At 70.4% G+C, this 23637-nt stretch carries 23 protein-coding genes; 12 read left to right on the forward strand and 11 right to left on the reverse strand.

The features are described from left to right. Positions 1-14 precede the first annotated feature (14 nt). Positions 15-2693 (reverse strand): hybrid sensor histidine kinase/response regulator, encoded by a 2679-nt coding sequence (locus QSK18_RS18950; protein ID WP_285621156.1) that lies wholly within the window; start codon positions 2691-2693, stop codon positions 15-17. Positions 2694-2814: 121 nt separating this feature from the next. Further along, positions 2815-3213 carry a MerR family transcriptional regulator gene (locus tag QSK18_RS18955; protein WP_285621160.1) on the reverse strand — a complete coding sequence of 133 codons (399 nt, stop codon included), beginning with the start codon at positions 3211-3213 and terminating at the stop codon, positions 2815-2817. Between the two features lie 29 nt (positions 3214-3242). Between QSK18_RS18955 and QSK18_RS18960 the strand changes: the two genes are divergently transcribed. Further along, positions 3243-3875, forward strand: a complete 633-nt coding sequence (locus tag QSK18_RS18960) for an RBBP9/YdeN family alpha/beta hydrolase (RefSeq protein WP_232809676.1) — start codon at positions 3243-3245, stop codon at positions 3873-3875. Between the two features lie 37 nt (positions 3876-3912). Here the strand turns inward: QSK18_RS18960 and QSK18_RS18965 are convergent, their stop codons facing one another. From QSK18_RS18965 to QSK18_RS18985, 5 genes are read right to left on the reverse strand one after another with little or no spacing between them, the layout of a single operon-like run. After that, positions 3913-6282, reverse strand: a complete 2370-nt coding sequence (locus QSK18_RS18965) for a glycoside hydrolase family 31 protein (protein WP_232809675.1) — start codon at positions 6280-6282, stop codon at positions 3913-3915. 40 nt (positions 6283-6322) lie between these two features. Continuing rightward, positions 6323-7648 carry an LLM class flavin-dependent oxidoreductase gene (locus QSK18_RS18970; protein WP_232809674.1) on the reverse strand — a complete coding sequence of 442 codons (1326 nt, stop codon included), beginning with the start codon at positions 7646-7648 and terminating at the stop codon, positions 6323-6325. Positions 7649-7665: 17 nt separating this feature from the next. After that, positions 7666-8832, reverse strand: a complete 1167-nt coding sequence (locus tag QSK18_RS18975; RefSeq protein ID WP_232809673.1) for an acyl-CoA dehydrogenase family protein — start codon at positions 8830-8832, stop codon at positions 7666-7668. Continuing rightward, positions 8829-9725 carry a haloalkane dehalogenase gene (locus QSK18_RS18980; protein ID WP_232809672.1) on the reverse strand — a complete coding sequence of 299 codons (897 nt, stop codon included), beginning with the start codon at positions 9723-9725 and terminating at the stop codon, positions 8829-8831. The genes QSK18_RS18975 and QSK18_RS18980 overlap by 4 nt, the downstream gene beginning before the upstream one ends. A 12-nt stretch (positions 9726-9737) precedes the next feature. Next, positions 9738-10922, reverse strand: coding sequence for an acyl-CoA dehydrogenase family protein (locus QSK18_RS18985; RefSeq protein ID WP_232809671.1), 1185 nt, complete (start codon positions 10920-10922; stop codon positions 9738-9740). Between the two features lie 125 nt (positions 10923-11047). On the opposite strand from QSK18_RS18985, the gene QSK18_RS18990 reads away from it, so the two are divergent. Next, the gene (locus QSK18_RS18990; RefSeq protein ID WP_232809670.1) at positions 11048-11548 is read left to right on the forward strand and encodes a MarR family winged helix-turn-helix transcriptional regulator; all 501 of its coding nucleotides are present in this window, start codon (positions 11048-11050) and stop codon (positions 11546-11548) included. 215 nt (positions 11549-11763) lie between these two features. Here the strand turns inward: QSK18_RS18990 and QSK18_RS18995 are convergent, their stop codons facing one another. Both QSK18_RS18995 and QSK18_RS19000 read right to left on the reverse strand, forming a co-directional pair. Continuing rightward, entirely contained in the window at positions 11764-12087 is a 324-nt protein-coding gene (locus QSK18_RS18995; RefSeq protein WP_232809669.1) for a hypothetical protein, read from the reverse strand. An 80-nt stretch (positions 12088-12167) separates the two neighbouring features. Further along, positions 12168-13088: an Lrp/AsnC family transcriptional regulator gene (locus QSK18_RS19000; RefSeq protein WP_232809668.1), complete on the reverse strand. Its 921-nt coding sequence runs from the start codon at positions 13086-13088 to the stop codon at positions 12168-12170. 248 nt (positions 13089-13336) lie between these two features. On the opposite strand from QSK18_RS19000, the gene QSK18_RS19005 reads away from it, so the two are divergent. The 10 genes from QSK18_RS19005 (at position 13337) to QSK18_RS19050 (ending at position 21980) form a co-directional block, all read left to right on the forward strand. After that, positions 13337-14197 carry a transporter substrate-binding domain-containing protein gene (locus tag QSK18_RS19005; protein WP_285621181.1) on the forward strand — a complete coding sequence of 287 codons (861 nt, stop codon included), beginning with the start codon at positions 13337-13339 and terminating at the stop codon, positions 14195-14197. A 61-nt stretch (positions 14198-14258) separates the two neighbouring features. Continuing rightward, complete coding sequence (locus tag QSK18_RS19010) at positions 14259-15008, forward strand: amino acid ABC transporter permease (protein WP_232809666.1); 750 nt, start codon at positions 14259-14261, stop codon at positions 15006-15008. Further along, positions 15005-15772 (forward strand): amino acid ABC transporter ATP-binding protein, encoded by a 768-nt coding sequence (locus QSK18_RS19015; protein ID WP_269809760.1) that lies wholly within the window; start codon positions 15005-15007, stop codon positions 15770-15772. Before QSK18_RS19010 ends, QSK18_RS19015 begins: the two co-directional genes overlap by 4 nt. Before the next feature lie 12 nt (positions 15773-15784). Further along, a complete protein-coding gene (locus tag QSK18_RS19020; protein WP_232809665.1) occupies positions 15785-17359 on the forward strand; it encodes a 5-guanidino-2-oxopentanoate decarboxylase in 1575 nt (524 codons plus the stop codon). Between the two features lie 82 nt (positions 17360-17441). Continuing rightward, positions 17442-18455: a dimethylarginine dimethylaminohydrolase family protein gene (locus tag QSK18_RS19025; RefSeq protein WP_232809664.1), complete on the forward strand. Its 1014-nt coding sequence runs from the start codon at positions 17442-17444 to the stop codon at positions 18453-18455. A 5-nt stretch (positions 18456-18460) separates the two neighbouring features. Continuing rightward, positions 18461-19696 (forward strand): M20 family metallo-hydrolase, encoded by a 1236-nt coding sequence (locus tag QSK18_RS19030; protein ID WP_232809870.1) that lies wholly within the window; start codon positions 18461-18463, stop codon positions 19694-19696. Next, positions 19693-20613 (forward strand): NAD(P)-dependent oxidoreductase, encoded by a 921-nt coding sequence (locus QSK18_RS19035; RefSeq protein ID WP_285621189.1) that lies wholly within the window; start codon positions 19693-19695, stop codon positions 20611-20613. Before QSK18_RS19030 ends, QSK18_RS19035 begins: the two co-directional genes overlap by 4 nt. Before the next feature lie 56 nt (positions 20614-20669). Continuing rightward, positions 20670-21050 carry a hypothetical protein gene (locus tag QSK18_RS19040; protein WP_285621191.1) on the forward strand — a complete coding sequence of 127 codons (381 nt, stop codon included), beginning with the start codon at positions 20670-20672 and terminating at the stop codon, positions 21048-21050. Next, a complete protein-coding gene (locus QSK18_RS19045) occupies positions 21047-21484 on the forward strand; it encodes a MarR family winged helix-turn-helix transcriptional regulator (RefSeq protein WP_232809661.1) in 438 nt (145 codons plus the stop codon). Before QSK18_RS19040 ends, QSK18_RS19045 begins: the two co-directional genes overlap by 4 nt. A gap of 43 nt (positions 21485-21527) precedes the next feature. After that, positions 21528-21980, forward strand: a complete 453-nt coding sequence (locus tag QSK18_RS19050; RefSeq protein WP_232809660.1) for a hypothetical protein — start codon at positions 21528-21530, stop codon at positions 21978-21980. On the opposite strand, the gene QSK18_RS19055 is transcribed toward QSK18_RS19050, so the two are convergent. Together QSK18_RS19055 and QSK18_RS19060 are read right to left on the reverse strand one after the other, a co-directional pair. Then, on the reverse strand, positions 21977-22672 hold the full coding sequence (locus tag QSK18_RS19055) for a carboxyvinyltransferase (RefSeq protein WP_232809659.1): 696 nt from the start codon (positions 22670-22672) through the stop codon (positions 21977-21979). The genes QSK18_RS19050 and QSK18_RS19055 overlap by 4 nt on opposite strands. Then, entirely contained in the window at positions 22669-23565 is an 897-nt protein-coding gene (locus tag QSK18_RS19060; RefSeq protein ID WP_232809658.1) for an Lrp/AsnC family transcriptional regulator, read from the reverse strand. Before QSK18_RS19060 ends, QSK18_RS19055 begins: the two co-directional genes overlap by 4 nt. Between the last annotated feature and the right edge of the window lie 72 nt (positions 23566-23637).

Below are 23637 nucleotides of genomic sequence, written 5' to 3' on the forward strand. Positions count from 1 at the left end.
CGCATCACGAAAGATCATCCCAAGGGCTGGGCCGGGTGGGTCACGTCCTCACCCACCGCCGTGGGCTCCGGCGGGAAGATGTCCTCGAACGCCCGGGCCAGTTCGGCCTTGCGGATGGGCTTGGTCAGGAACGAGCTCATGCCGGCGCGCAGGCAGGCGTCCCGGTCCTCGGCCTGGGCGCTGGCGGTGAGCGCGAGGATCGGCACGTCCCGCTGCCCCGGCGGCGCCTGGGCCCGGATCATCCGGGTGGCGTCGAGACCGTCCATCTCCGGCATGTGCACGTCCATCAGCACCAGGTCGTACTCCACCCGGTTCACCGCCTCGAACGCCTCCCGGCCGTTGGCCACGGTGTCGACCTGGTGTCCCAGCTGGGTCAGCATGACCTGGGCCACCTTCTGGTTGATCTGATTGTCGTCGGCCACAAGGACTTTCAGGCTGCGCGCGGCCCGCACCGGCCCGGGCTGCGGATCGCGGGCCCGCCGCCCTCCGGTGGCCTCGACCGTGCGCAGCACCGACTCCACCGGCGCGAAGATGTCTTCCAGGTAGGTGCGTAACTGCCGTGCCCGCACCGGTTTCGTCATGACCGCGGCGAACAGCCGGCCCCGGTCGGCCGGGCGCCAGTCCATGCTGCTGAGCATCACCATCGGAAGGTCGCGCCCAGCGGGCAGTTCCCGGATGCGCTCGGCCATCTGGACGCCGTCCATGTCCGGCATGTGCAGGTCGACCACCGCGACGTCGATCGGCTCACCCTTGGCGATCAGGTCGATGGCCGGCAGCGGCCCGTCCACCTCGACACTGATCATGCCCCAGCGGTTCAGCAGCAGCTGCAGCACCCGCCGGTTCGTCGCGTTGTCGTCGACCACCAGAACCCGCCGCCCGGCCAGCGACTCGGACAGGACCGTGTCGTAGCGCTCGCGCCGCCGCTCCGGCGCCACCTGCATCTGGGCGGTGAAGGTGAACTCCGACCCCTGCCCCACCTCGCTCTCCACGCTGAGGTCGCCGCCCAGCGCCTGGGCCAGGCGGCGGCTGATCACCAGCCCCAGCCCGGTGCCGCCGTAGACCCGGGTGTTGGAGGCGTCGACCTGGGTGAAGGCCTGGAACAGGCGGCCGGTGCGCTCCTTCGGGATCCCGATACCGGTGTCGCGCACGCAGACCTGGATCTGCACCCGGCCGGGCGGGAGGTCGGCCGGTGGCTCGGCCACCGACACCTCCAGGACCACCTCGCCCTTGTCGGTGAACTTCACCGCGTTGCCGAGCAGGTTGACGATCACCTGCCGGAACCGGGTCACGTCACCGACCAGCACCGACGGGCACCGCTCGTCCACCCGGACCACCATCTCCAGGCCCTTGCGGCTGGCGGCCAGGGCCGTCACCGCCGCCGCACTGTCGATGCAGTCCTCCAGCTCGAACGGGTGCTCCTCCAGCTCGAGGTTGCCCGACTCGATCTTGGAGAAGTCCAGGATGTCGTTGATGACCGTCAGCAGCGCCTCGCCGCTGTCGCGGACGGTCTGGGCGAACTCACGCTGCTGCGCGTCCAGCCGGGTGTCCATGAGCAGGCCGGACATGCCGATCACGGCGTTCATCGGGGTGCGGATCTCGTGGCTCATCGTGGCCAGGAACGCGGACTTGGCCTGGGTGGCCGTCTCCGCCTCGCGGGCCCGCTGGTGCACCTGGAACAGCAGCACCTCGCGCTCGTCGCGCCCCAGCGCCAGGGCCAGGCCGACCACCGCGACCAGGCCGACGAAGGCCTGCACGATCAGGGCCCGGGTGGCGTAGTCCTCCACCAGGGTGAAGGGACCGTGCCCGGCCAGGGTGAACACCACCGCGGCGGCCCCGGCCAGGAAGTCGTGCACCACCACGATCGTGGTGTCGAACCGCAGCGCCGCCCAGACGGTCAGGGCCAGCAGAGGGAAGGCGATCGGCAGTTCCGGCAGCACCACGAAGACCAGGACGTAGGCGGCCACCGAGATCGCCACCAGAACGGCCAGTTCCAGCCGCCGGGCCCCGTTCAGGCGCATGAAGGGCAGCAGGACGGCCCGGCCCGAGCCCCCGAACGACGCCTCACCGGAGGCCCGCACGCTGCGATGGGCGCTGATCAGGTACCCCACCCGCAGGCCCAGCCCGAGGAACAGCACCACCGAGACCGTGTTGCGGACCATCCAGACCACGGCCGGCAGCACCGACCAGTTGCCGGTGATCACCCCCACCGCCAGCGGTCCCAGCACACCACCGGCCGCAGTGGCCACGACCGAGGCCGTGAGCAGCCCGAAGAGCTGCTGCATACCGGTCAGGGGCTCATCACCGCCGGTGCCCCAGAGCTTCGGGTTCCACCGGCGCAGCAGGTGGTGCAGCAGCCCGACCTGGACAACGTTGGCCCCGGCGAAACACAGCGCCAGCAGCGGCGAGGCACCGGTGCCCAGGTTGATCACGAACGTCAGCACGGCCAGCAGGGCGTAGTCCAGACGCCGGGTGCCCGCCTGGCGCTGAGCCGCGAACCACACCGCCGCGACCCCGGCCGCCGGCCACACCAGGCTCAGGTTGGTGCCCTCCGCCACGGTCAGCCGGCCCAGGAACACCGCGACCGCGAAGATCACCGCGAACGCCGAACTGATCAGCAGGGCCCGCCGCGTCGGGCGCTCCCCCTGCTGTGCGAGGAACCGTGTCAGCGGCTGTCGCCCAGCCTTGTCCACCACCGTTCGTCCCCCTCCGCCGTATGCGCACGGACGCGGCGCCAACCAGAGGTATCGGGCCCCGGCCAAGCCGGGTTGACCTGCGGCCGGGAGCAACCGGTGCGATCACCCGAACAGCCTCGCCTCAGCCGGGCACGAGATGGGCGTCCAGCGCACGCTGCTGAGCGGCCAGCTCGACGATCCGCCGGGTGACCTCCGCCCGCCGCTCGGCCAGGGCCTCACGCAACTGCGGGCACATCTCGAAGGTGAGCCGATGGTCAGCGGTGCGCGCACAGGGCAGGAACCGGCGCACCATCTCCGAGTTCAGGCCGAACGCGTACATCTCCTGGATCGCCGCAACCAGGACCGGTGCGTCGTCGGGGAAGTTGCGGAACCCGTTGGCGTCGCGCGTGGCTACGAGCAGGCCCTGCTCGTCGTAGTAGCGCAAGGCCCGCCGGCTGACCCCACTCAGCTGAGCCAGTTGCCCGATCCGCATCGTGCCGCCCCTCGTCGCCGGCCCGCCCCCGGCGGTCTTGACCCTCACACTGACGTCACTGCCTACCTTACGGACGCATGGACGGCCCTCTTCGCCCCCACAACCTCGTCGCCCCCGGCCCGGCAGCGCTGATCGACCGGGTAGTCGTGCTGCACGGCTACGGAGCCACCCCCGACGACCACTGGTTCGGCTGGCTGAGCCAGGAACTGACCGCACTCGGGATCGCGACCAGAGTTCCGGCCCTGCCCGAACCTCAAGCGCCCGAAGCCGAGGCATGGCTGGCCGCCACCGCCGCCGCAGTCGGTCCCGTCGACGCCCGGACCCACCTGGTCGCGCACTCGCTGGGCTGTCTCACCCTTCTGCGCCACCTGGCCACCCTGCCGGCCGATCCGGGCACCTGGGAGCTGGGCGGCCTCACCCTGGTCGCCGGATTCACCGGCCCGCTGCCCGCACTCCCCCAGCTGGACGGCTACCTGGCCGACCCGATCACCGGTGACGTCAGTGACGAGGCCCTGCAGCGCATCGCCACCCGCACCCGTCGGCTGAGGGTGCTGCGCTCGGACAACGACGCCCTGGTTCCGGCCGAGGCGACCGATGCCTTGGCGCAGCGGCTGGGCACTGTCGCCCAGATCGTCCCCCAGGCAGGTCATTTCCTGGCCGACGACGGCGTGACCACCCTTCCGGCCGTCCTGGAGCACGTCACCGGGTGAGCGCCGGCAAGAGCGATCCTGGGCAACCGGTGCCCGATCAGTCGGCGCGAGCCAGCAGGATCTCCCCCAGGGCGCTGAACAGGGCCGACTCCAGGTTCAGCGCCTGCAGCCGGGACAGCCGCACCGGGACCGGCTGGTCCGCCTCGACGACCGTCAGCACCTTCGACTTGGTCTGGTACTCGATCTGGGCCCGGTCGAGCAGTTTGAAGACGTCGTTGAGGACGTCGTTGTCCCGAAGCCGCGGTCGGTGGCCGAGTTCGAGACGCAGAGCGGACGTGGCCGGAACGTCGTCGACGGTGATGCTGATCCGGCGGCTGGCCGGTTCCGTGTGCACCACCACAGGCTGTCCGTCCACCGTGGCGACCGGATCGGCAGAGGTGGCCAGAGCGGGGAAGGTGAAGGTCCAGCGTCGGGTGCGGGGCACCAGGCTGACATCCCCCTGGGCCGGGCCGACGGTGAGCGTGCCGCTGTCGTGGACGTAACCGATCGCAGTGGTGACCTGGGCGCCCTGAGGCGCACCATCGTCCTCAATCAGTTCGAACTGCCCGTCGGCGCCGACGATCACGAGCACTTCCAGGTGCTCGGGGTGGGCCAGGTCGTTCGCCGGAACCTGTGCGGCATCCAGGGGAACGATGGCGCCACCGCGCGCCAGAACCGGGATGGCGCCGAGGTCCCGGTGCAGCAGGATCTCCCGATCACCGTGGTAGACCAGGTCGGTGAGCACATCCACCCAGATCCCCTCGGGCAGCCAGGCTTTGACCTGGGCCAGGCCGGTGCGGCGATCGGTGGGTTCGGTGATGGCGGCGACCAGCAACTGGCTGCCGAACTGGTACTGGTTGGGCACCTGATAGGCCTCGGCGGCCTCGGCGAAGGCGTAGTACATGGGCAGGACCAGCGGCAGGCCCTCGGTGGCGGCCCGGTGGTTCATGGTGTGCAGGTAGGGCACCAGACGGTGCCGCAGCCGCAGGAACTGGGTCATCACCTCCTGGAAGGGGCCCGGGAACGTCCAGGGTTCCTTGGTGATGAACGGGTTGTTGCCCGAGTGCAGACGCAGGATCGGCGAGAAGACGCCGAACTGCAGCCAGCGGGTGGCCAGTTCGTCGTCACGAGCACCGAAGAAGTGACCGCCGATGTCGTGACTCCACCAGCCGTAGCCGATATTGGCCGCGGTGGCGGTGAAGTGCGGCTGGAAGGCCAGGGCTTCCCACGAGATCACCGTGTCTCCCGAGAAGCCGATGGGATAGCGGTGGTTACCCGGCCCGGCGTAGCGGGAGAAGGTCAGCGCCCGCCGGTCGCTGCGCTGGTTGTCCAGGTAGTGGAAGTGGTTGAGCATCCACAACGGGTCGATCCCGGCGACGCGGGAGTGCGGCCCGGACTGCCAGTCCAGCCACCAGAAGTCGACGCCGTCATCCTCCAGGCCGCGGTGCAGCACCTCGAAGTACGCGGCCATGAAGTCGCGGTCGGTCACGTCGAACGCGATCGGGTCGCCCGGGTCACGGCCGAGGGCCTCGGCCATGGCCGGGTAGGCGTCCTCGAACGAGCGGACGCCGTCGGCCGGGTGCACGTTGAGGGTCACGTGCAGGCCCATCTGGTGCAGTTGCTGGAGGAAAGCGGAAGGATCGGGGAACATCTCGCGATTCCAGGTGTAGCCCGTCCAGCCGCTGCCGTGCGCCGGATCGATGTCCACCAGGTGCCAGTCCATGTCCAGCACGCTGACCGAGAACGGGACGCCCTCCTGCCGGAACCGTTGCATCAGAGCCAGATACGACTCGGCGGTGTAGCGGTAGTAGCGGCTCCACCAGTTGCCCAGGGCATATCGCGGCAGTACCGGGGTGGGTCCGGAAACCGCGTAGAAGGCCCGGAGCGCGGCCTGGTAGTCGCGGCCGTAGGCGAACACGTACAGGTCCTGGCGGTGAACATTCTCGGCCGAGACCCAGCCGTCGTCCTCGAACAGGAACGAGCCCGAGTCGTCGATCACAGCGAACCCATTGCGTGAGGCCACGCCCGGCTCCAGCGGCACCGGCCCGCCGGTGTCGTCGAGCGTGCGGGCCGTGCCGCCCAGCCCGGGCTCGTCCTGCCCGTAGCGCCAGATCGAGTGGTAGCTGCTGACCCCGCCCAGCACGGCCAGGCTCAGCCCGCTGGTGGTGAACGGGCCCCGGTCGTAGGTGAGCCGGAAGCGCTCGGTCACGATCTCCAGGTGGCTGTCGGTCTCCTGCACCCGGAACTGCGGAACCGGCAGCAGGCGATTGACCGCGAAGGTCGAGGCGCGGTCCTCGAACCGGCCGTCCTCGGCGTACTCCAGGCGCACCAGCCCGTCGGCCAGCACGGTGATGCGGTAACGCTCGCCGGCCACTACGGCGGCCGGGTCAGCGATCGGACGGGTCGGCAGACGGTGCGGGAAGGTCATGAACGGGGTGTCCTCTCCGGGTGAGTCCGCCCCGATGGTCTCACCGCGTGTACTGGTTGTCCGGGCGAGGAAGGCCCAGGTGTTCCCGCAGTGTCGTACCGGTGTACCCCTCCCGGAACAGGCCGCGCTTGCGTAGCAGGGGCACCACTGTCTCCGCGAAGGCGTCGAGCCCGCCCGGCAGCGAGGGCGGCATGACGTTGAAGCCGTCGGCCGCGCCGCTGCTGAACCAGTGCTCCATGTGATCGGCCACCTGCTCCGGGGTGCCGGCCAGGACCTTGTGCCCGCGGGCCCCCGCGAGCTTGTGCAGCAGTTCCCGCAGGGTCGGCTTCTCGCGGCGGACGATGTCGGCGTAGACCTGCGTGCGGCTCTTGAGGTTGTCGGTCACGTCGCCCGCCCCGGCGAAGGCCTCCTCCGGCACCAGGTCGTCGAGGCCGAGGTGGTCCAGGTCGACGTAGGCGAAGTCCTTCAGCTGCATCAGCCCGAACGCCGGCACCGTGAGCTCGTTGAGTTCGGCCTGCAGCCGCAGCGCCTCCTCCTCGGTGCCCCCGATGACCGGGCTGAGACCGGGCAGGACCTTGACGTGCTCGGGGTCGCGGCCTCGGGCGGCGGCCTGGCCCTTCACGTCGGCGAAGAAGGCGCGGGCGTCGTCGATGTGCTGCTGGGCGGTGAAGATGGCCTCGGCGTACTTGGCGGCGAACGCGCGGCCGTGGTTGGAGGAGCCGGCCTGCACCAGCACCGGGTAGCCCTGCGGCGGCCGGGGCGCGGTGAGTGCGCCGGCCACGCGAACGTGCTGGGTGCGCAGGCCGGGGTGGTGGATGCGGGACGGGTCGAGGTAGCGGCCCGCGGCCCGGTCCAGCCGGATCGCCTCGTCCTCCCAGCTGTCCCAGAGTTTGAGCACCGCGTCCACGTACTCGTCGGCGCGCTCGTAGCGGGTGGCGGCGTCCGGACTGGCGTCCAGCCCGAAGTTCCGGGCCGCGGCCGGGGAGTCGGTGGTGACGATGTTCCAGGCCGCCCGGCCCCGGGACAGGTGGTCCAGGCTGGAGAACGAGCGGGCCAGCTGCCAGGGGTGGGAGTAGGTGGTGGAGGCGGTGCCGATCAGCCCGATCCGCTCGGTGGCGGCCGCGACCGTGGCCAGGGTGACGATCGGGTCGAGCCGGCCGGCCGAGTTGAACTCGATGTTGTCGTCGAGCTTGGGGATGTCGGCCAGGAACACCGCGTCGAAGGCGGCCGCCTCGGCCGCGCGGGCCAGTTCGGTGTAGAAACCCGGATCGAACATCCGCTCCGGCGTGGACGAGGGGTGTCTCCAGGCCGCCTCGTGGTGGCCGGAGGCCAGGATGAACAGGTTGAGGTGCAGCTGGCGGGTCACGAGGCGGCCGCCTCCGTTCAGAAATAGGTGTTGTCGGGCAGGGTCTGGCCGTTGACCAGCAGATCGCCGATGGCGCGGTTCTTGAACCGCACCGGGTTGTGCGAGACCACCGTGCGGATGTTGCGCCAGTGCCGGTCCAGGTTGGCCGAGCGCTTGACCGCCGAGGCCCCACCGACGTCGAAAAGCGCCGTCGCCGCTCGGAGACCGAGGTCGTGGAGCACCACCTGGGCCTGAGAGGCGCGCAAGGCAGCCTCGTGCACCACGTCGTCACCCGGGCTCTGCGCGACCCGGGCCAGGACGCCGGCGGTCTCCAGGACCACCGCGGTGGCGGCCGAGGCCAGGGCCGAGATCTCCCCCACCACCTCCTGCAGCACCGGGTCGTCCTTGGGCAGGTCGGCCGAACCGTGGGTGAAACTACGCCGCCGCGAACGGATCAGGGCGACCGCGTCGTCCAGCACCGACCGGACGTTCCCGGCCACCACGGCGTTCAGGTAGTGCTGGTAGAACGGGCCGAGGTGCCAGCGCGGGATCGAGCTGAGATCCTCCGGCGGAAGCGTCACTTCGTCGGCGGAGACCCGGGCGTTCTCGAAACGGGTCGTCCCCGTCGCGGTGAGCGACTGACCGAAGCCGTCCCAGTCGTCCTCAACCGTGATGCCCTCGGTCCCCAGCGTCAGCAGCGCCTGCACCGGAAGCCCTTCCGGCGTCACCCCGGTGACGAAGGTATGGTCGGCGTAGAGCGTACCGGTCGAGTAGTACTTGGTGCCGTTGACCACGAAGTGGTCGCCGTCCCGGGTGAACGTGGTCGACTTGTTGTAGTCACCGGCGTGTTTCGCGCCCAGCTCGTTGTTGCCGTTGCCGAAGAGCTCCCCGGCCGCCACCCGGGCCAGCCAGCGCTCGCGGCGGGGCGAGGCCGGCCAGGTCAGGATGTCCTCCACGGTGCCGAAGTGGGCCCGCAGCAGGTGGCCGATGTTGGAGTCGGCGTGGCTGAGCCGGACCACCAGGTCGAACAGTTCGCGCACCCCGGCGCCGGATCCGCCCTCGGCGACCGGTACCCGGTAGGCGCCCAGCCGGGCCTGTTTGATCCAGGCGATCTGCTCGAACGGCGCCGTGCCGTTGCCCTCTCGCTCGGCCGCGCCCTCGGCGATCCGTTCCAGCAGGGCCCGGACCTCGGCCTGGTCGGTCATCGCTGGCTCCGCTTCAGCAGCTCCACCACGGCGTCGGCGATGCCCTGCGGCTGCTCCTCCTGCACGAAGTGCACACCGGCGCCGCCGGAACGGATCTCGATGTTCGCGACGTTCTCGCGGATCCAGCTCTCGATGGTGGGCGTGAGCAGGAAACCGGGCTCGTAGGTGAGCAGGGTCTTGGGCACGTCGGCCGAAGTGCGCAGCCACTCCTCGTTACGGGCCAGATAGTGGACGCTCGTGGCGGGCACTCCGTCGATCGGCAGGTTCCGGGGGAACCGGATGAGGTGGGTGCGCGACTCGGGCGTCGGGAACGGCGCCTGGTACACGGCCAGGTCCTCGGGAGCCAGGGGCTGCAGGAAGGCGCCGGGGAACACCTGGGTCAGGAAGCCGTTGTCCTCGACCACGAACTTCTCGCCGTCGCCGGGCGTGCGGATCAGCTGCTGGGCGCCGACGAAGGCCTCGGGCAGGGCGGAGGACTCGATGTCCCGGATCACCGGCTCGGCCAGCAGCACGGCCCGCACCCGGTCGGGGTGGCGGGCGGCCCACGAGACACCGAAGGCGGCGCCGTAGTCCTGCAGCACCAGGGTGACCTCGCGCAGGTCGAGCGCGTCGAACCAGGCGTCGAGATAGCGCTCGTGGTCGGCCAGTTCGTAGTCGATCGCCGGGCGCCCGGAGTCGCCGAAGCCGATCAGGTCGACCGCGAGCAGACGGCCCTGGCCCTTCAGGGCCCGGAACACGTGCCGGTAGAGGTAGGAGCTGCTCGGGCTGCCGTGCAGGAAGACGATCGGGGAGCCCTCGCCCTCCTCGATGTGGTGCAGGTGCGAGTCCAGCACCGGCACGTCGACGCTCTGGGCATTGGGGCCGAACGCCTCTACCGGAATGCTTGCGGACATGGTCGTTCTCCTTCAGAAGTAGGTGTTGTCGGGCAGGTCGGCGCCGTTGATCACGTGGTCGCCGATCACCCGGGCCTTGAGCCGGGTCGAGTTGTGCGAGGCGAGGGTGCGGATGTTGCGCCAGTGCCGGTCCAGGTTGGCGCCGGCGCGGGTGGCCGAGGCGCCGCCCACCTCGAACAGGGCGGTCGCGGCGTCCAGGGCCAGCCGCTCGACCGAGATCTTGGCCTCGGCCACGCGCCGGCCGGCGGCCTGGACCGCGGTGCCGTCCAGTTCGCGGTTGTGCAGCTGGGCGTCCACGTCGTCGAGCAGCGACGCGGCGTCGAGCACGATGGCCCGGGCCGCGTAGGCCTTGCTGGCGATGTCGCCCACCTGCTGCAGCAGGACCGGGTCGTGGCGGGGCAGGTCGGTGGTGGCGTGGGTGATGCCCCGGCTGCGGCCCCGGATCAGGGCCTGGGCGTCATGGTCGGCCGCCTCGAGGTTCCCGACGATGACGGCGGTGAGGAAGAGCTGCAGGAACGAGCCGATCGCCAGGCGCGGGGGCGCCTCGGCGCCGGCCACGACGACCTCCTCGCGGGTGGCCGGGGTGCCCTCGAAGTGGGTGCTGCCGCTGCCGCTGGCCCGCTGGCCGAAGCCGTCCCAGTCGTCCACCACCTTGATGCCGGGGCGCTCGAGAGGGATCAGGGCGCTGGCCGGCACCCCCTGGTCGGTGACCCCCCAGACCCAGACGCGGTCGGCGTACAGGGTGCCGGTGGAGTAGAACTTGGTGCCGGTGATCGCCCAGCCGTCGTCGGTGGGGACGAACGTGGTGGCCAGTCCCGCGAAGTCACCGGCGGCGGCGCCGCTGGGTTCGGTGATTGCGTTGCCGATCACGCTGCCGGCCGCGATCGCCTCCAGGGCTGCCGTGCGGGCCGGGCTGTCGGGGGTGAAGCGCAGCCCTTCGACGTAGGCGAAGTGGGCCCGCAGTGCCTGGGCCACGCTGGAGTCGGCCCGGGCCACGTCGATGAGCGAGCTGAACACCTCACGCAGGGTGGCGTCGGCCCCACCGTGCTCGCGCGGCAGCCGAAGCTTCAAAAAGCCGGTGCCGCGCAGCCGGGCCACGACGTCGTGCGGGCGTTCGCCCGTGAGCTCCCGCTGGGCGGACCCGGCCTCCAGCTCCTCCAGCACGCGCGCCAGTTCTTGCGGTCGCACCTCGGTCACGTCATGTCCTCCACACCTTCACTTGCAGGGTGAAAATGACGCTACCAGCAATTCCTACCTAGTCAATAGACTTAGTTGCACTGGCTGGAGTTCCCCGGAACGGCACATCCGGCACCATGAGAGCCATGGCAACGTCACCGTCGGTCGACTCCGACCTCGCCCGCATCCAGGAGTCCATCGCGTGGCTGATCCGCCTCGGCGAGTTCCACCGCTTCCACCGCGGAGAGGCCGGCGGCGGGCCGATGCTCGACCGCACCGCCTTCCTGGTCCTGTCCCGCCTGGCCGACGGGCCCGGGCTGGCGATGGGCGAGATCGCCGAGCAGCTGGACATGACCCCGTCCACCGCCACCCGCCGGGTCGCCCCGCTAGCCGAGGCCGGCCTGGTGCGCCGGGAGCGGCACCCGGACAGCCACCGCACGGTCTTCGTCACCATCACCGAGGCCGGCCGCCGGCGCGTGGCCGCGGTACGTCAGGCGCGGGTGGAGACACTGCGCCAGACCTTCCGCGACTGGCAGCCCGACGAACTGGGCAATCTGGCCGCCACCATCGAGCGCCTCACCCAGACCCTGGCGGTCGAGTTCGCTCAGGACGGCGACTTCGCCGACCGCCATCTACGCAGCACCTGAGACCCCGGGCCTTCACCGAGCACCCGCACACTGCACCCCCTCACCGCAGCATCGACCCACCGGCGGGGCAGGACAGGGCAGATCGGCGAGGTGTACACGCGGTACCAGGTGTACACCTCGCGACCGGGCAGCCGCGGGCTGTCGCCCACCCCGACCTCAGGTCAGGCCCGCCTGCACCAGGATCTGGCTCCGCGACGGGTGAGGCTCGGGCCGGCCTAGTCGTCCGACTCGGCTGCTTTCCGGTCCGAAACTCTTGCCCCGACCACTCTCTGGGCTCCGCCCGATCCGACTTCGTCGGGCGAGGGCCCGGGCGGCAGCGGCTCCCCCTCGCCCTTGACCCCGTCCACCCGGGGCTCGGTGACCCCGGGTACCTCGGTCATCTGCTCCACTCGCGACTCACCGGAGGCCGCTTCTCCCGAGGGGGTGTGCACGCCCTCGACCTGGCTGCCCGACTCAGCGTTGGCCACGGCGTCGTCGACCGTGGGCCCACCCCTCTCGGGCCGGGGCGAGCCGAGCGATTCAGGCTGTCCGGTGTCCATGAGCCCCACCTCGGAGTCGGTCGTTTCCCGGCAGGATGCGCAGCCCGCCGACCGCTGTCAACGGTGACTTAAGCGTCTGGTTAAGTCGCTCGGGGGCTTGCGCCGAGGGGCAGTCGGTAGGTCTCCCGCACGAAGTCCAGATGCACCCAGGTACAGATGCCGGTGACGTCGGGCGAGGAGCGCACCTGCTCGATCACGGCCTGCAGGGCGGGTAACGAACTACCCGAAACCGTGCCGATCATGTCGTAGTTGCCGATCACGGTGGCCAGGAACTCCACGCCCGGGATCCCCAGCACCGCGGCGACGAGATCGTCCGAATAGCCCCGTACGTGCAGGCCGATGCCCATCGCCATGTTCCGGGTCCGGGTGCTGCGCCGGGAGATCGTGGAGATCCGCATCACCTCCCGCTCCAGCAGGGCCAGCGTGCGGGTGCGCGCAGTGCTCTCCGAAACCCCCACCGCCTCGGCCAGTTCCCGGAACGGCAGGCGGCCGTCCTCCTGCAGCCTGCGCACGATCGCCAGGTCGATCTCGTCCAGCCGCACCCGCGCCGGCCGGGTGGCCACGGCGAAAGGACTGCGCAGGACGTCGACGTAGACCAGCGTGCAGACCTCGCTGACCACGCTGGAGAGCCGGATCTCCTCGACCGCGTCGAACAGTTCCCGCTGGTCCCGGGCCCGCAGCTCCACCACGATGTCGTACTGGCCGCTGACCAGCGAGACCAGCGTCACGTTGTCCGAGGCGAGCAGGTGCTCCACGACCGGGCGGGTGGGCCCGGCCACCTTGATCGAAAGGTGGCAGCCGACGTCCAGTTCCACCACCGCCGGGTGCGCCATCGCCACGATCGCCAGGTCACCACTGGCCCGCAGCTCGCGCAGCCGGCCCCGCACCACCGAGCGGGGCACGCCCAGCCCCGCGGCCAGGTCGACGATCGGGGCCCGGCCGTCCTGCCGCAGCAGGGCCACCAGCCGCTCGTTCAGGTCTTCCTGCGGGGAACCGCCCACCGGGCCTCCGTGAAAATCGGCGCAACCAATTCTTCGGTCCGCGAATGATCCGAATCCTTCGCCCGACCCCCGTCCGGACGCCCAAACGATCGCACAGCCGCCGCCGTCCGGAGCCGAATCCGTGGTCAGGACGTGGGATCGCAATGATTCGGAACCTGACGGAAACAAACGGCACTTAGCGTTCGCAGCAGTTACCCACCCTGCACCCGCTCGGTAACTCCCGGTCCCGTAACAGGAAGCGACCCTCCATGAAGCGAAGCATCATCGCCGCGGCCGCCGCTGCCACGCTGCTCGGCGTCTCCGCCTGCGGCTCGGACTCCTCCGACTCCGGCTCCTCGGAGTCCGGCAGCGCCGCCGTCGTCGAGGCCCAGGCGGCTGCCCCCGCCGGGCTGGTGAAGGACGGCACCCTGACGGTCTGCATCGACCCGGAGTACCCGCCGCTGGAGTACTACGAGAACGGGACCTCCGGCGACATCATCGGTTTCGACGCCGACGCCGCCCGGGCCCTGGCCTCCTACTGGGGCCTGGAGTTCGCCACCCAGGTCACCACCTTCGAGGGTCTGCAGCCCGGCCTGCAGTCGAACCGCTGCGACATCATCCCCGGCGGCCTGTACATGAGCGAGGAGCGCACCGCCGTGCTCGACGGCGTCTCCTACATGCAGACCGGCCCGGCGCTGATCCTGGGCGAGTCCACCGACCTGGCGCCCACCCAGAACTCCGACCTCTGCGGCCTGACCATCACCGGGCAGAACGCCTCCGAGAACCTCACCATGGCGCAGGACATCGCAGGCGAGTGCGGCGCCACCAAGACCTCGGTGCAGCAGTACCCCAAGACCGCCGACACCGTGCTGGCAGTGATGAACGGCAAGGCCGACGCGCTGATCGAGACCGACGTGGCCGCGGTCGACATCGTCAAGAAGAGCAACGGCAAGCTGCGCCTGGTGGAGGGATTCTTCCCGCCCAGCACCGAGTTCGGCATGTTCGCCAACAAGGACGCCGAGATCACCGCCCCGCTCGGTGAGGCGCTGAAGGCCCTGCACGAGGACGGCACCCTGGGCAAGATCGCCGAGAAGTACGGCCTGAGCACCGAGTCCCTCGACGTCTACTGATCCGCACAGCCGGCGGCCGGCCTGAACGCAGGCCGCCGGCCCACGGGGCGGAGGTCCCTCCTTGGAATTCGACTCCACCATCTTCTTCGAGCAGCTGACGTCCGAGGCGTTCGTGCGCGGCGCGCTGCTCTCGCTCACCCTCGCCGTGGCCGCCCAGATCGGCGCCGTGGTCATCGGTTTCGGTCTGGCCCTGGGCAAGTCCTCGAAACTGGCCCCGCTGCGGGCGCTGTGCACCAGCTACATCTGGTTCTTCCGGGCGATCCCGGCCCTGCTGCTGCTGTTGATGCTCTGGAACGGCCTGCCCCAGCTGAACCCGGTCTTCCGCGAGGAGTGGTACACGCCGTTCCTGGCCGCCTTCGTCGGCCTGGCCCTGGCCGAGGGCGCGTTCATGGCCGAGATCATCCGCTCGGCCCTGCTCAGCGTCGACGACGGCCAGGAGCTGGCCGCCCGCGCCCTGGGCATGACCCGCGCCCAGGTGCTGTTCAAGGTGGTTCTGCCGCAGGCGATCCGGGTGGCCATCCCGCCCACCGGCAACGAGTTCATCGGCATGGTCAAGTACACCTCGCTGGCCAGCGTGATCTCGCTGCAGGAACTGCTCACCACCGCGCAGATGGGCGTGGCCGTGACCTTCCGCTACGCCGAGTACTACGCCGCCGCCACCGTGTACTACCTGGTCATCGTGTCCGCCCTGATGCTGGTGCAGACCCGGGTCGAGCGCCGCTACCGCTGGACGTCCACCCGCGCCAAGCGCCGCTTCCCGGCACTGAACCGCGCCGGCGCTCCCACGGCCGAGGAGAAGGTCCCCGCATGAAGCCCCAGCCGCTGCTGCAGGTGCAGAACCTGCACAAGTCCTACAACGAGGTCGAGGTGCTCAAGGGCGTCGACTTCACCGTCCAGCGCGGTCAGGTCAAGGCTCTGCTCGGCCCCTCCGGCAGCGGGAAGTCGACCATCCTGCGGCTGATCAGCCTGCTCGAGCCGGCCGACTCCGGCAGCATCCTGCTCGACGGCCAGCCGATCGGCGTGGTCGGCGGCCCACTGCAGATGCGGCCCGCCCCCGAGCGCGTGCTGGCCCGCCAGCGCACCGCGATCGGCATGGTCTTCCAGAAGTTCAACCTCTTCCCGCACCTCGACGCCACCCGCAACGTGATGTCCGGGCTCACCACCGTGCTCAGGGTGCCCAAGAAGGAGGCCCGCGAGCAGGCCCTGGAGATGCTCGAGCGGGTCGGCCTGTCCAGCCGGGCGCACGCCTACCCGGCCGAGCTGTCCGGCGGCCAGCAGCAGCGCGTGGCGATCGCCCGCGCCCTGGTGATGAAGCCCCAGCTGATGCTGTTCGACGAGCCCACCTCCGCCCTCGACCCGGAACTGGTGCGCGAGGTGCTCGACGTGATGGAGAAGCTCGCCTCCGACGGGATGACCATGGTCGTGGTCACCCACGAGATGCGCTTCGCCCGCAGCGTGGCCTCCGAGGTGGCGCTGTTCGACTCCGGCCAGATCGTCGAACAGGCCCCGCCCGAGCAGTTCTTCGACTCCCCCGAGCACGAGCGCACCCGCCGCTTCCTCGCCCACATGCACTAAGGAGTACCTCTGATGCGAGCTGGCCACGCGCTGGCCCTGCTGCTGCGCGAATACGGTGTGGACACCGTCTTCGGCATCCCGGGCGTGCACACCATCGAGTTCTACCGCGGTTTCGCCGAGGCCGGCATCTCCACCCAGCCGGCCCGCCACGAGCAGGGCGCCGGGTTCATGGCCGACGCGTACGCGCGCCAGACCGGCAGGCCCGGGGTCTGTGTCCTGGTCACCGGACCGGGAGTGCTCAACGCCCTCACCCCGCTCGCCCAGGCCTGGCACGACTCGATCCCCCTGCTGTACGTCACCGCCGCCACGCGCTCGGACCTGCTCGGGCGCGAACGCGGTCCGCTGCACGACATCCGCGACCAGGTGATGGCCGTGGCCGGGGTCACCGAACACTCCTGGCTCGCGCACAGCGCCGAGGAGCTGCCCGCGCTGGTCGCGAAGGCCTGGAAGGCGATGACCACCGGCCGCCCGCGGCCGGCTCACATCGCGGTGCCCATCGATCTGCTCACCACCGAGATCGACGGCCCGTTCACCCGGGTCGCCGACGAGAGCACCGACGTCCCCAATCTCGACTCCAAAGCCCTTGAGGCGGCAGCGGCGTTGCTGACCCAGGCGAGCACCCCGGTGATCCTCGCCGGCGGCGGAGCCCGCGCAGCGGGCGAAACGGTACGCGAGCTGGCCGAACTCGTCGGCGCCCCGGTCGTCACTACCGGCAATGCCGCTGGACTCCTGCCCAGCAGCCACCCGCTGGCAGTCGGCACCCTGCTGCCGTTCCAGGGCACCCAGAACCTGCTGCGCGAGGCCGACGTCGTGCTGGCGGTGGGCACCGAGTTCTCTGAGACCGACGTGCTCTACACCGGCAGCGAGATCCGGATCGGCGGCGCCCTGATCCGGGTGGACATCGACCCGGCCAACCTCCACGCCCCGATGCCCGCCAAGGTGGCCATCCAGTCCGACGCCGATGCCGCGCTCAGCGCGCTGGCCGCTCTGATCACGCGGGAACCCGCGCTGAGGGGCCCAGAACGAACTAAGGACGCTCGCGAGGACGTCGCTTGGACCGAACAGTCCCAGGGGCACTTCCCTTGGCTGGACGCGCTGTCCGAGGCCCTTCCCGAGAACACGGCCGTGGTACTGGATTCCACCCAGCTTGCCTACACCGCCCACCACTACCTCTCCCCGCCCGAGCCCTCGGCCTGGACGGCCACCTACGGCCTGGGCACGCTCGGGGCGGCCCTGCCGATGGCAGTCGGAGCCGCCATCGCCGAGCCCGGGCGGCCGGTACTGGCGATCGCCGGCGACGGCGGCAGCCTGTTCACCCTCACCGAGCTGGCCACCGCGGTCGACCTGAAACGCCAGCTGACCCTGCTGATCTGGGACAACCGGGGCTACGGCGAGATCCGTGACTCCTTCGACCGGGCCGCCGCCACGCGCGTCGACACCGAGGTCACCGCGTTCGACCACGCCGCCATCGCCCGCGGTTTCGGCGCCCACGCGGTGAAGGTCGACAACCCCGAAGCCCTGCGCCAGGCGCTGCACGAGGCGTTGCGGGCCGACTCGGTCACCGTCGTCGTCGCCGCCGGCTTCTGAACGCCCGGCTCCTGAACGCCCGGCTTCTGAACGCCCGGCTTCTGAACGCCCGGCCCCTGAACGCCCGAAAGGAACCACCGTCATGACTGCTCAGACCACCGACACCACCTCCGAGATCTCGGACGGGCGCTTCCACGAACTCCTCGGCCCCGAGGCCTTCCCGGCCTTCGAGGACGCCGGGGAGATGACCGCCACCTGGGGCCGGCGCTGGGGCGCGAAGGACGAGGTGGGCAAGCTGCGCTCGGTGCTGATGCGCCGGCCCAGCACCGGCCTGGCCGACGTGCGCGCCGACGCCTACGACGCCGACATGGACGCCTTCGTCGACCCGGACCGGCGCTGGTACTGGACCGGCTCCGAGCTGCCCGACCTGGAGCGGGTGGCCGCCGAGTACGAGCAGTTCGTGCAGGTGCTGCGCGGGCAGGGGGTCGAGGTGCACTTCGCCCCCGACATGCCGCGCAGCTACACCAAGTCCATCTACACCCGCGACCCGCTGATCACCGTGCCCGGTGGCGCGGTGATCGGCCGCCTGGCCGCCCGGGTGCGGCGCGGCGAGGAACCCTCGATCGCCGCCACCGTGGCCGCCGCCGGGATGCCGATCTTCGGCACGATCACCGGCTCCGGCCTGGTCGAGGGCGGCACGTTCGTGAAGGTCCGCCCGGACACCGCGTTCTTCGGCACCTCGGTGCGCTGCAACGTGGAGGGCTACCGCCAGCTCGCGCACATCCTGGCCGACCGCGGCATCACCCTGCACCGGGTCTCGCTGCCGGGCTACCTGATCCACCTGGACATGTGCTCGTCTATGATCGACGACGACCTGGCTCTGGTGAACCCCCGCCTGGCGCCCTACGACTACATGTCCGCCCTGAAGGAGCTCGGGGTCGAGCTCGCTCTGGTCGACCCGCGCGAGGAATGGGCCAGCAACCTGCTGGTGCTCGACCGGCGCAAGGTGGTCATGCCCGACCACCTGCCGCGCACGGCCGAGATGCTGGCCGACCAGCACGGCGTGGAGGTGATCACGGTGCCCTACCGCGAGATCCTCAAGAACGGCGGCGGGCTGCACTGCTCGACCATGGAACTGCAGCGGGACTGGGTGTGAGCACGATGAACTTCCTGGACGACTTCAACCAGATGTCCACCTTCGGCGCCACTCCCGGCGGCGGGGTCGACCGCCAGGCCGCCACCGCCGAGGACGCCCAGACCCGGGCCTGGTTCACCCAGTGGCTGCAGGGCAACGGTTTCGAGGTGTTCACCGACGAGATCGGGAACATCTTCGGCCTCTACACCTTCACCCCCGACGCGCCCTACGTGCTGATGGGCTCGCACCTGGACAGTCAGCCCCTGGCCGGCAAGTACGACGGCGCCTACGGGGTGCTCAGCGCCGCCCACGCCGCCCTGCGCGTGGTGCAGAACCACCAGGCCGCCGGCACCACCCCGGCCTACAACGTGGCCGTGGTGGACTGGTTCAACGAGGAGGGCTCGCGCTTCAAGCCCAGCATGATGGGCAGCGCCGTGTTCACCGGGGTGCTGCCCTTGGAGAAGGCCCTGGCCACCACCGACCGCAACGGCGTCACAGTGGCCCAGGCGCTCGACCTGATCGGCGGGCGGGGCGAGGCCCGGCGCTTCCCGATCGCCGCCTACGCCGAGATCCACATCGAGCAAGGCAAGATCCTCGAAGAACTCGGCAAGACCATCGGCGTGGTCGAAGGCACCTGGTGCGCCTACAAGTACGAGATCCTGATCAGCGGCGAACAGGCCCACACCGGCTCCACCCGGATGGCCGACCGGCGCGACGCCCTGCTCGCGGCCGCCCTGTTCATCGTGGCCGTGCGGGAACTGTGCGACGGTTTCGAGGTCGAGCAACTGCACACCTCCGTCGCCGAACTCGACGTGCTGCCCAACTCCCCCGTCGCCATCGCCCGGGAGGTCCAGCTCCTGGCCGATCTACGGGCCCCCGAGAGCTCCGTCCTGCACGTGGCGTTCGAGCGGCTGACCGAGCAGATCAAGGCGATCGAGGCGCGCACCGGCTGCACCGTCGAGATCGTCGGGAAGTCGATCTGGGAGAGCGGACCGTTCGCCGGTGAGGCCATCGCCCTGACCGAGCGCGCCGCCGAGGCCACCGGCCACACCCACCACCGCCTGGTCACCCTGGCCGGGCACGACGCCACGAACATGAAGAACATCGTGCCCACCGTGCTGGTCTTCGTGCCCTCGGTCGACGGCCTCTCGCACAACGAGCACGAGTACACGATCGACGCAGACCTGCTCGCCGGCCTCGACGTGTTCAGCCACATCGCAGGTGAACTGGCCGAGGGAGCGCTGGACGGGGTCTCGGGATGAGACCCCTGGCCCTGCTGACCGACGTCTCCGACCTCGACCCCCGCCCCGCCGTCGATCTGCTCACCCAGGCCGGTTTCGACGTCGAGGTTCTCGAACTCGACGTCAACCCGGCCGTGCCGGAATCGGCCCGGCGAGCGGTGGCCGCCGTCGGCGGCTACGCCCACCTCGGCGAGGAGTTCTTCGCCCAGGTGCCCGACCTGAAGTTCGTGGCCCTGACCTCGGCCGGGGCCGACATGGTCGACCTGCAGGCGGCCGAGCGTCACGGCGTGCAGATCCAGCCCCTGCTCGGCGCCGCCACCGAAGAGGTCGCGGCGCACGCCCTGGCCCTGGTGCTGGCCGTGGAGCGTGGGCTGAGGGTCACCGAGCAGGTCGCCGCCGGCGCCTGGTCCGAGGCCTACCAGCACATGCCCCGGCGCCTTTCCTCCTGCACCGTGGGCGTTCTGGGCCTGGGCCGGATCGGCGCCGAGTTCGCCCGCCTCGCCCAGCCCCTGTTCGGCCGCGTGATCGGCTACGACCCCTACGTCCCGGCCCCCGACGGCGTGCTCCCCGTCAGCTTCGACGAACTGATCTCGGCCAGCGACGTGCTCTCCGTGCACATGCCCCTGTCCGACGAAACCCGCGCGCTACTCGGGCCTGTCCAGCTCAGGGAGATGCCGCCCGGGGCGAGCCTGATCAACGTCTCCCGCGCCGAGATCATCGACCAGCAGGCCCTTCTGGCCGCCCTCGACGAGGGCCGGCTACGGGGCGCCGGGCTCGATGTCCTCACCGGCGAGCCACCTGCTCTCGACGACCCCCTGCGCAACCATCCCCGCACCGTGGTCACCCCGCACGTCGGCTACCTGTCGCAGGGCTCGCTCACGGTGTACCAGGAGCAGCCGGCCCGCACGATCGTCCATTGGTGGAATTCCCGCCCCTGAATCCAGCCTGACATCCGACCAGACAAACTGTATGCGTATCGCATACAGTTCTGTTCATGCAGACCGACCTCCGAGCCGCCGTCGAAGAGTGGCACGCAAGCGTCAACAGCGCTGACCCAGAGCGGTCCGCGCAGGCCGTGGGCGATCCGATCGTGGTCCTCGGGCCCAAGGGGGCCGGCTCGATCACGCCCGCCCAGTTCTCCGAGTGGGTGCAGCGTTCCGGCATCCAGCTCCTTCCCCGCTCGTGGCATCCGGTGAACGATCGGCTGATCGTCGTCGAGGAGGATGCCACCTGGCCGCAGAGCACGGCCGAGACCAGGGTGGCCACGGTGTTCCGCGTCTCCGGCACCAAGGTGACGGCCGCCCTGCGCCTCCCCGACCTCGAATCCGCTCTCGAACTGGCCCAGGTGTGCCGCGAGATGGCGGCCTCCGAATGACCGGCCCCGGCCCCGGGCAGACCCTGTTCGGCTTCGTCCGGCACTGGTCGCGCCGCTCCGCGCAGGCAGAGTCCGTCGCCGAGCAGGGGCGTCTGGTACTGGTCAGCGAGGCCGTCCATTCCCTGGCCGAGCGCGGTCAGCCGGCCACGGTCAACGCCGTCGCGTACGAGATCGGCATCGATCAGAGCGGGGCCTCCCGGCTCGTGCGGAACGCCGAGTCGGCGGGGTATCTGCGGCTGAGCCCCGCGGCCGGAGACGGCCGGCGTCGCGAAGCGTCACTCACGGCGGCCGGCCTGTCCCTGCTCGACCAGGCCCACCATTGGCAGGAAGAGATTTTCGCCCAGCTCACGGCCGGATGGAGCGAGCAGAAGCGCAACGACTTCCAGCAGGCCATGACCGAACTGGTAAAGCGCTCGCACACACTGGGGGTCTGAGCCCAGGATGCGACTTCTGCCCGCTGCCGGGAAGATGCCGGACATGTCGCGTTTTCCGGTACAGATCGCCGGCGTTGATCTGGAGATCGAGTCCCGCGGCTGGCGTCGGCCGCGGCTGCTGCGCGGGGGCGAGGAGGTGCCCCGCGACCGCTGGGAGAACTACGTGGTCACCGACGACCAGGGGCGCGAACACCGACCGGAACTGGGCTACAACCAGCTGCACATGAGTCCGGTGCTCTACGACAGCGATCAGCACACTGCCACTTTGGTGGCGCCTCTGCCCAAATCGACTCTCGCCCTGCTGCTCGTGACACTAGTGCTGAGCGTGCTGCTCGGCGGCGCGCTGGGGCTCATCCTGGTGTCGGTCACCCAGCGGTTCACGGTGAACCTGTGGCGGCAGGCCGATCGTGCGGCTGGACGCGTGGCTCTGTTGGCACTGGCCTGGCTGGTCCTGATCGGGCTCGCGGCCCTGCAGGTCGTGCGGTTGCTGACCTAGGTGTAGTAGGGAACCGCGCCGGAACTGGTTCCGGGCAGGATGTTCTCGTCGGCCGTCATGGCCCGGTCCCACACTCTCAGAAAGGGTTGCAGCGCCGGAGCCTCGGGGCTGAGACCGGTGATGTGCACGTCGGGCACCACCAGGGCGACCACGGCTCCCAGGGCGGCGATCACCGGATCTGCGGCCGAGTTCCAGAGGCCGCCATGCAGTTCCTTGGGGACGATGGTGACCACGTCTGCCTGCACGTGGCAGTTTGCGCCCAGTCGGGTCAGGTTGGCTGCGACCTGCTCGACCCGGGTCGCTTCGGCGAGGCCGGTGAACTGCGATGGGCTGTCGGCCAGCGCGGCCAGCACCAGGGCGACGCCCGCCAGGCCCGGGGCGCCGGCAAGGTCGTACGAAATGCCTTCCAGATGGCCGGAGGTGGAGCGGCTGGTGCAGGTCAGTCCCTCGGCCGAGCGCACGACGTAGGTGCCGAACGAGGCCAGCAGGTCGCGCAGGACGGGGGCGGCCGGGTCGTCGGCGAGGGCGGACCAGTTGCGCAGCACGACGGTGCCGGTGGTGACGGCGGCGCCGGCCATGAAGACGGCGGCGTCCTGCACCGTGGGCGCCTCGACGACCTCGACCGGGACCACGTCGAGGCGGGCCCGCAGAGGCACTTTCGCCGCCGGGGCGGGCCAGATCAGCTCGGTCACGGGGTTGCTCCTGTCGGGGGTGCGTAGATTTCTTTCACGACGTCGAGGTGGGTCCAGCTGTGCAGCGAGCGCACGCCGGGCAGGGCCCGCAGCTGGGCCAGGGAGTCGGACGCGGCGCGTAGCGAGGCGCAGGTCAGGGTGCCCACGAAGTCGGCCGAGCCGAGGGTGGTGGCCAGGTAGGAGACACCGGGCAGCGCCTTGAGCACGTCGACGGGAACGGTGGGGGCGCTCAGCCGGTAGCCGACCTGCACGGTGCCCGGGCCCGGGCGGCGGCGCACTCCCACGCTGAGGGCCCCGGTCTCGATCAGGCGCAGCACGCGGCTGCGGGTGGAGGCGGTGGTGAGGCCGACCTGCTCGCCCATCGCGGCGAACGAGCGGCGCCCGTCGGCCTGCAGTTCGGTGACCAGGGCGCGGTCGATCTCGTCGAGGGGCTGGGCGACGGTGGGGCGGGGCAGGTCGAGGTTGGCGTCGCGGACGATGTCGAGGTACTCGTCGAGGTCGGCCGCCACCACTCCGGGCAGGTTCGCGACCTCGGACATCACACCGGCCAGGGTCTGCCGGTCGGCCACCCGGATCTCGGCCGACAGGGTGTGCCCGCCGGCCACGTGCGAGACGAAGGGCACTTCCTCCCGGTCGCACAGAGCCTGCAGCGCGTGCTCCAGCGGGCCGTCGACCCGCAGCCGCAGATGGGCGCAGGTGTGCAGGCCGAGCACGGAAGGATGGACCACCGCGCGCACGGCGATGCCGTCTTCGGCCAGCGCGGTCATGGCCCGGCGGATGAGCACACTGGTGTGGCCCAGCGAGCGGGACAGTGCCTCCACGGACATCCGGCCGTCGGCGGCCAGCGCTGCGGCCACCGCCTCCTTGACCTGGTCGGTCGTTGCCGTCGTCACCGAGAACCCTCCATAGGTGTGCATCTCACGCCCAGCATGTTTCGAGCAGCATAGTTGTTTGTTACAAACGTC

It is taken from the genome of Kineosporia sp. NBRC 101677 (assembly GCF_030269265.1).
Classification (GTDB): Bacteria; Actinomycetota; Actinomycetes; order Actinomycetales; family Kineosporiaceae; genus Kineosporia; species Kineosporia rhizophila.

Coding starts and splice junctions, on each gene's coding strand:
- QSK18_RS18960 (WP_232809676.1), top strand. CDS start 3,243: ATGGACGGCCCTCTTCGCCCCCACAACCTCGTCGCCCCCGGCCCGGCA.
- QSK18_RS18965 (WP_232809675.1), bottom strand. CDS start 6,282: ATGACCTTCCCGCACCGTCTGCCGACCCGTCCGATCGCTGACCCGGCC.
- QSK18_RS18975 (WP_232809673.1), bottom strand. CDS start 8,832: ATGACCGACCAGGCCGAGGTCCGGGCCCTGCTGGAACGGATCGCCGAG.
- QSK18_RS18980 (WP_232809672.1), bottom strand. CDS start 9,725: ATGTCCGCAAGCATTCCGGTAGAGGCGTTCGGCCCCAATGCCCAGAGC.
- QSK18_RS18990 (WP_232809670.1), top strand. CDS start 11,048: ATGGCAACGTCACCGTCGGTCGACTCCGACCTCGCCCGCATCCAGGAG.
- QSK18_RS18995 (WP_232809669.1), bottom strand. CDS start 12,087: ATGGACACCGGACAGCCTGAATCGCTCGGCTCGCCCCGGCCCGAGAGG.
- QSK18_RS19005 (WP_285621181.1), top strand. CDS start 13,337: ATGAAGCGAAGCATCATCGCCGCGGCCGCCGCTGCCACGCTGCTCGGC.
- QSK18_RS19015 (WP_269809760.1), top strand. CDS start 15,005: ATGAAGCCCCAGCCGCTGCTGCAGGTGCAGAACCTGCACAAGTCCTAC.
- QSK18_RS19020 (WP_232809665.1), top strand. CDS start 15,785: ATGCGAGCTGGCCACGCGCTGGCCCTGCTGCTGCGCGAATACGGTGTG.
- QSK18_RS19025 (WP_232809664.1), top strand. CDS start 17,442: ATGACTGCTCAGACCACCGACACCACCTCCGAGATCTCGGACGGGCGC.
- QSK18_RS19030 (WP_232809870.1), top strand. CDS start 18,461: ATGAACTTCCTGGACGACTTCAACCAGATGTCCACCTTCGGCGCCACT.
- QSK18_RS19035 (WP_285621189.1), top strand. CDS start 19,693: ATGAGACCCCTGGCCCTGCTGACCGACGTCTCCGACCTCGACCCCCGC.
- QSK18_RS19040 (WP_285621191.1), top strand. CDS start 20,670: ATGCAGACCGACCTCCGAGCCGCCGTCGAAGAGTGGCACGCAAGCGTC.
- QSK18_RS19045 (WP_232809661.1), top strand. CDS start 21,047: ATGACCGGCCCCGGCCCCGGGCAGACCCTGTTCGGCTTCGTCCGGCAC.
- QSK18_RS19050 (WP_232809660.1), top strand. CDS start 21,528: ATGTCGCGTTTTCCGGTACAGATCGCCGGCGTTGATCTGGAGATCGAG.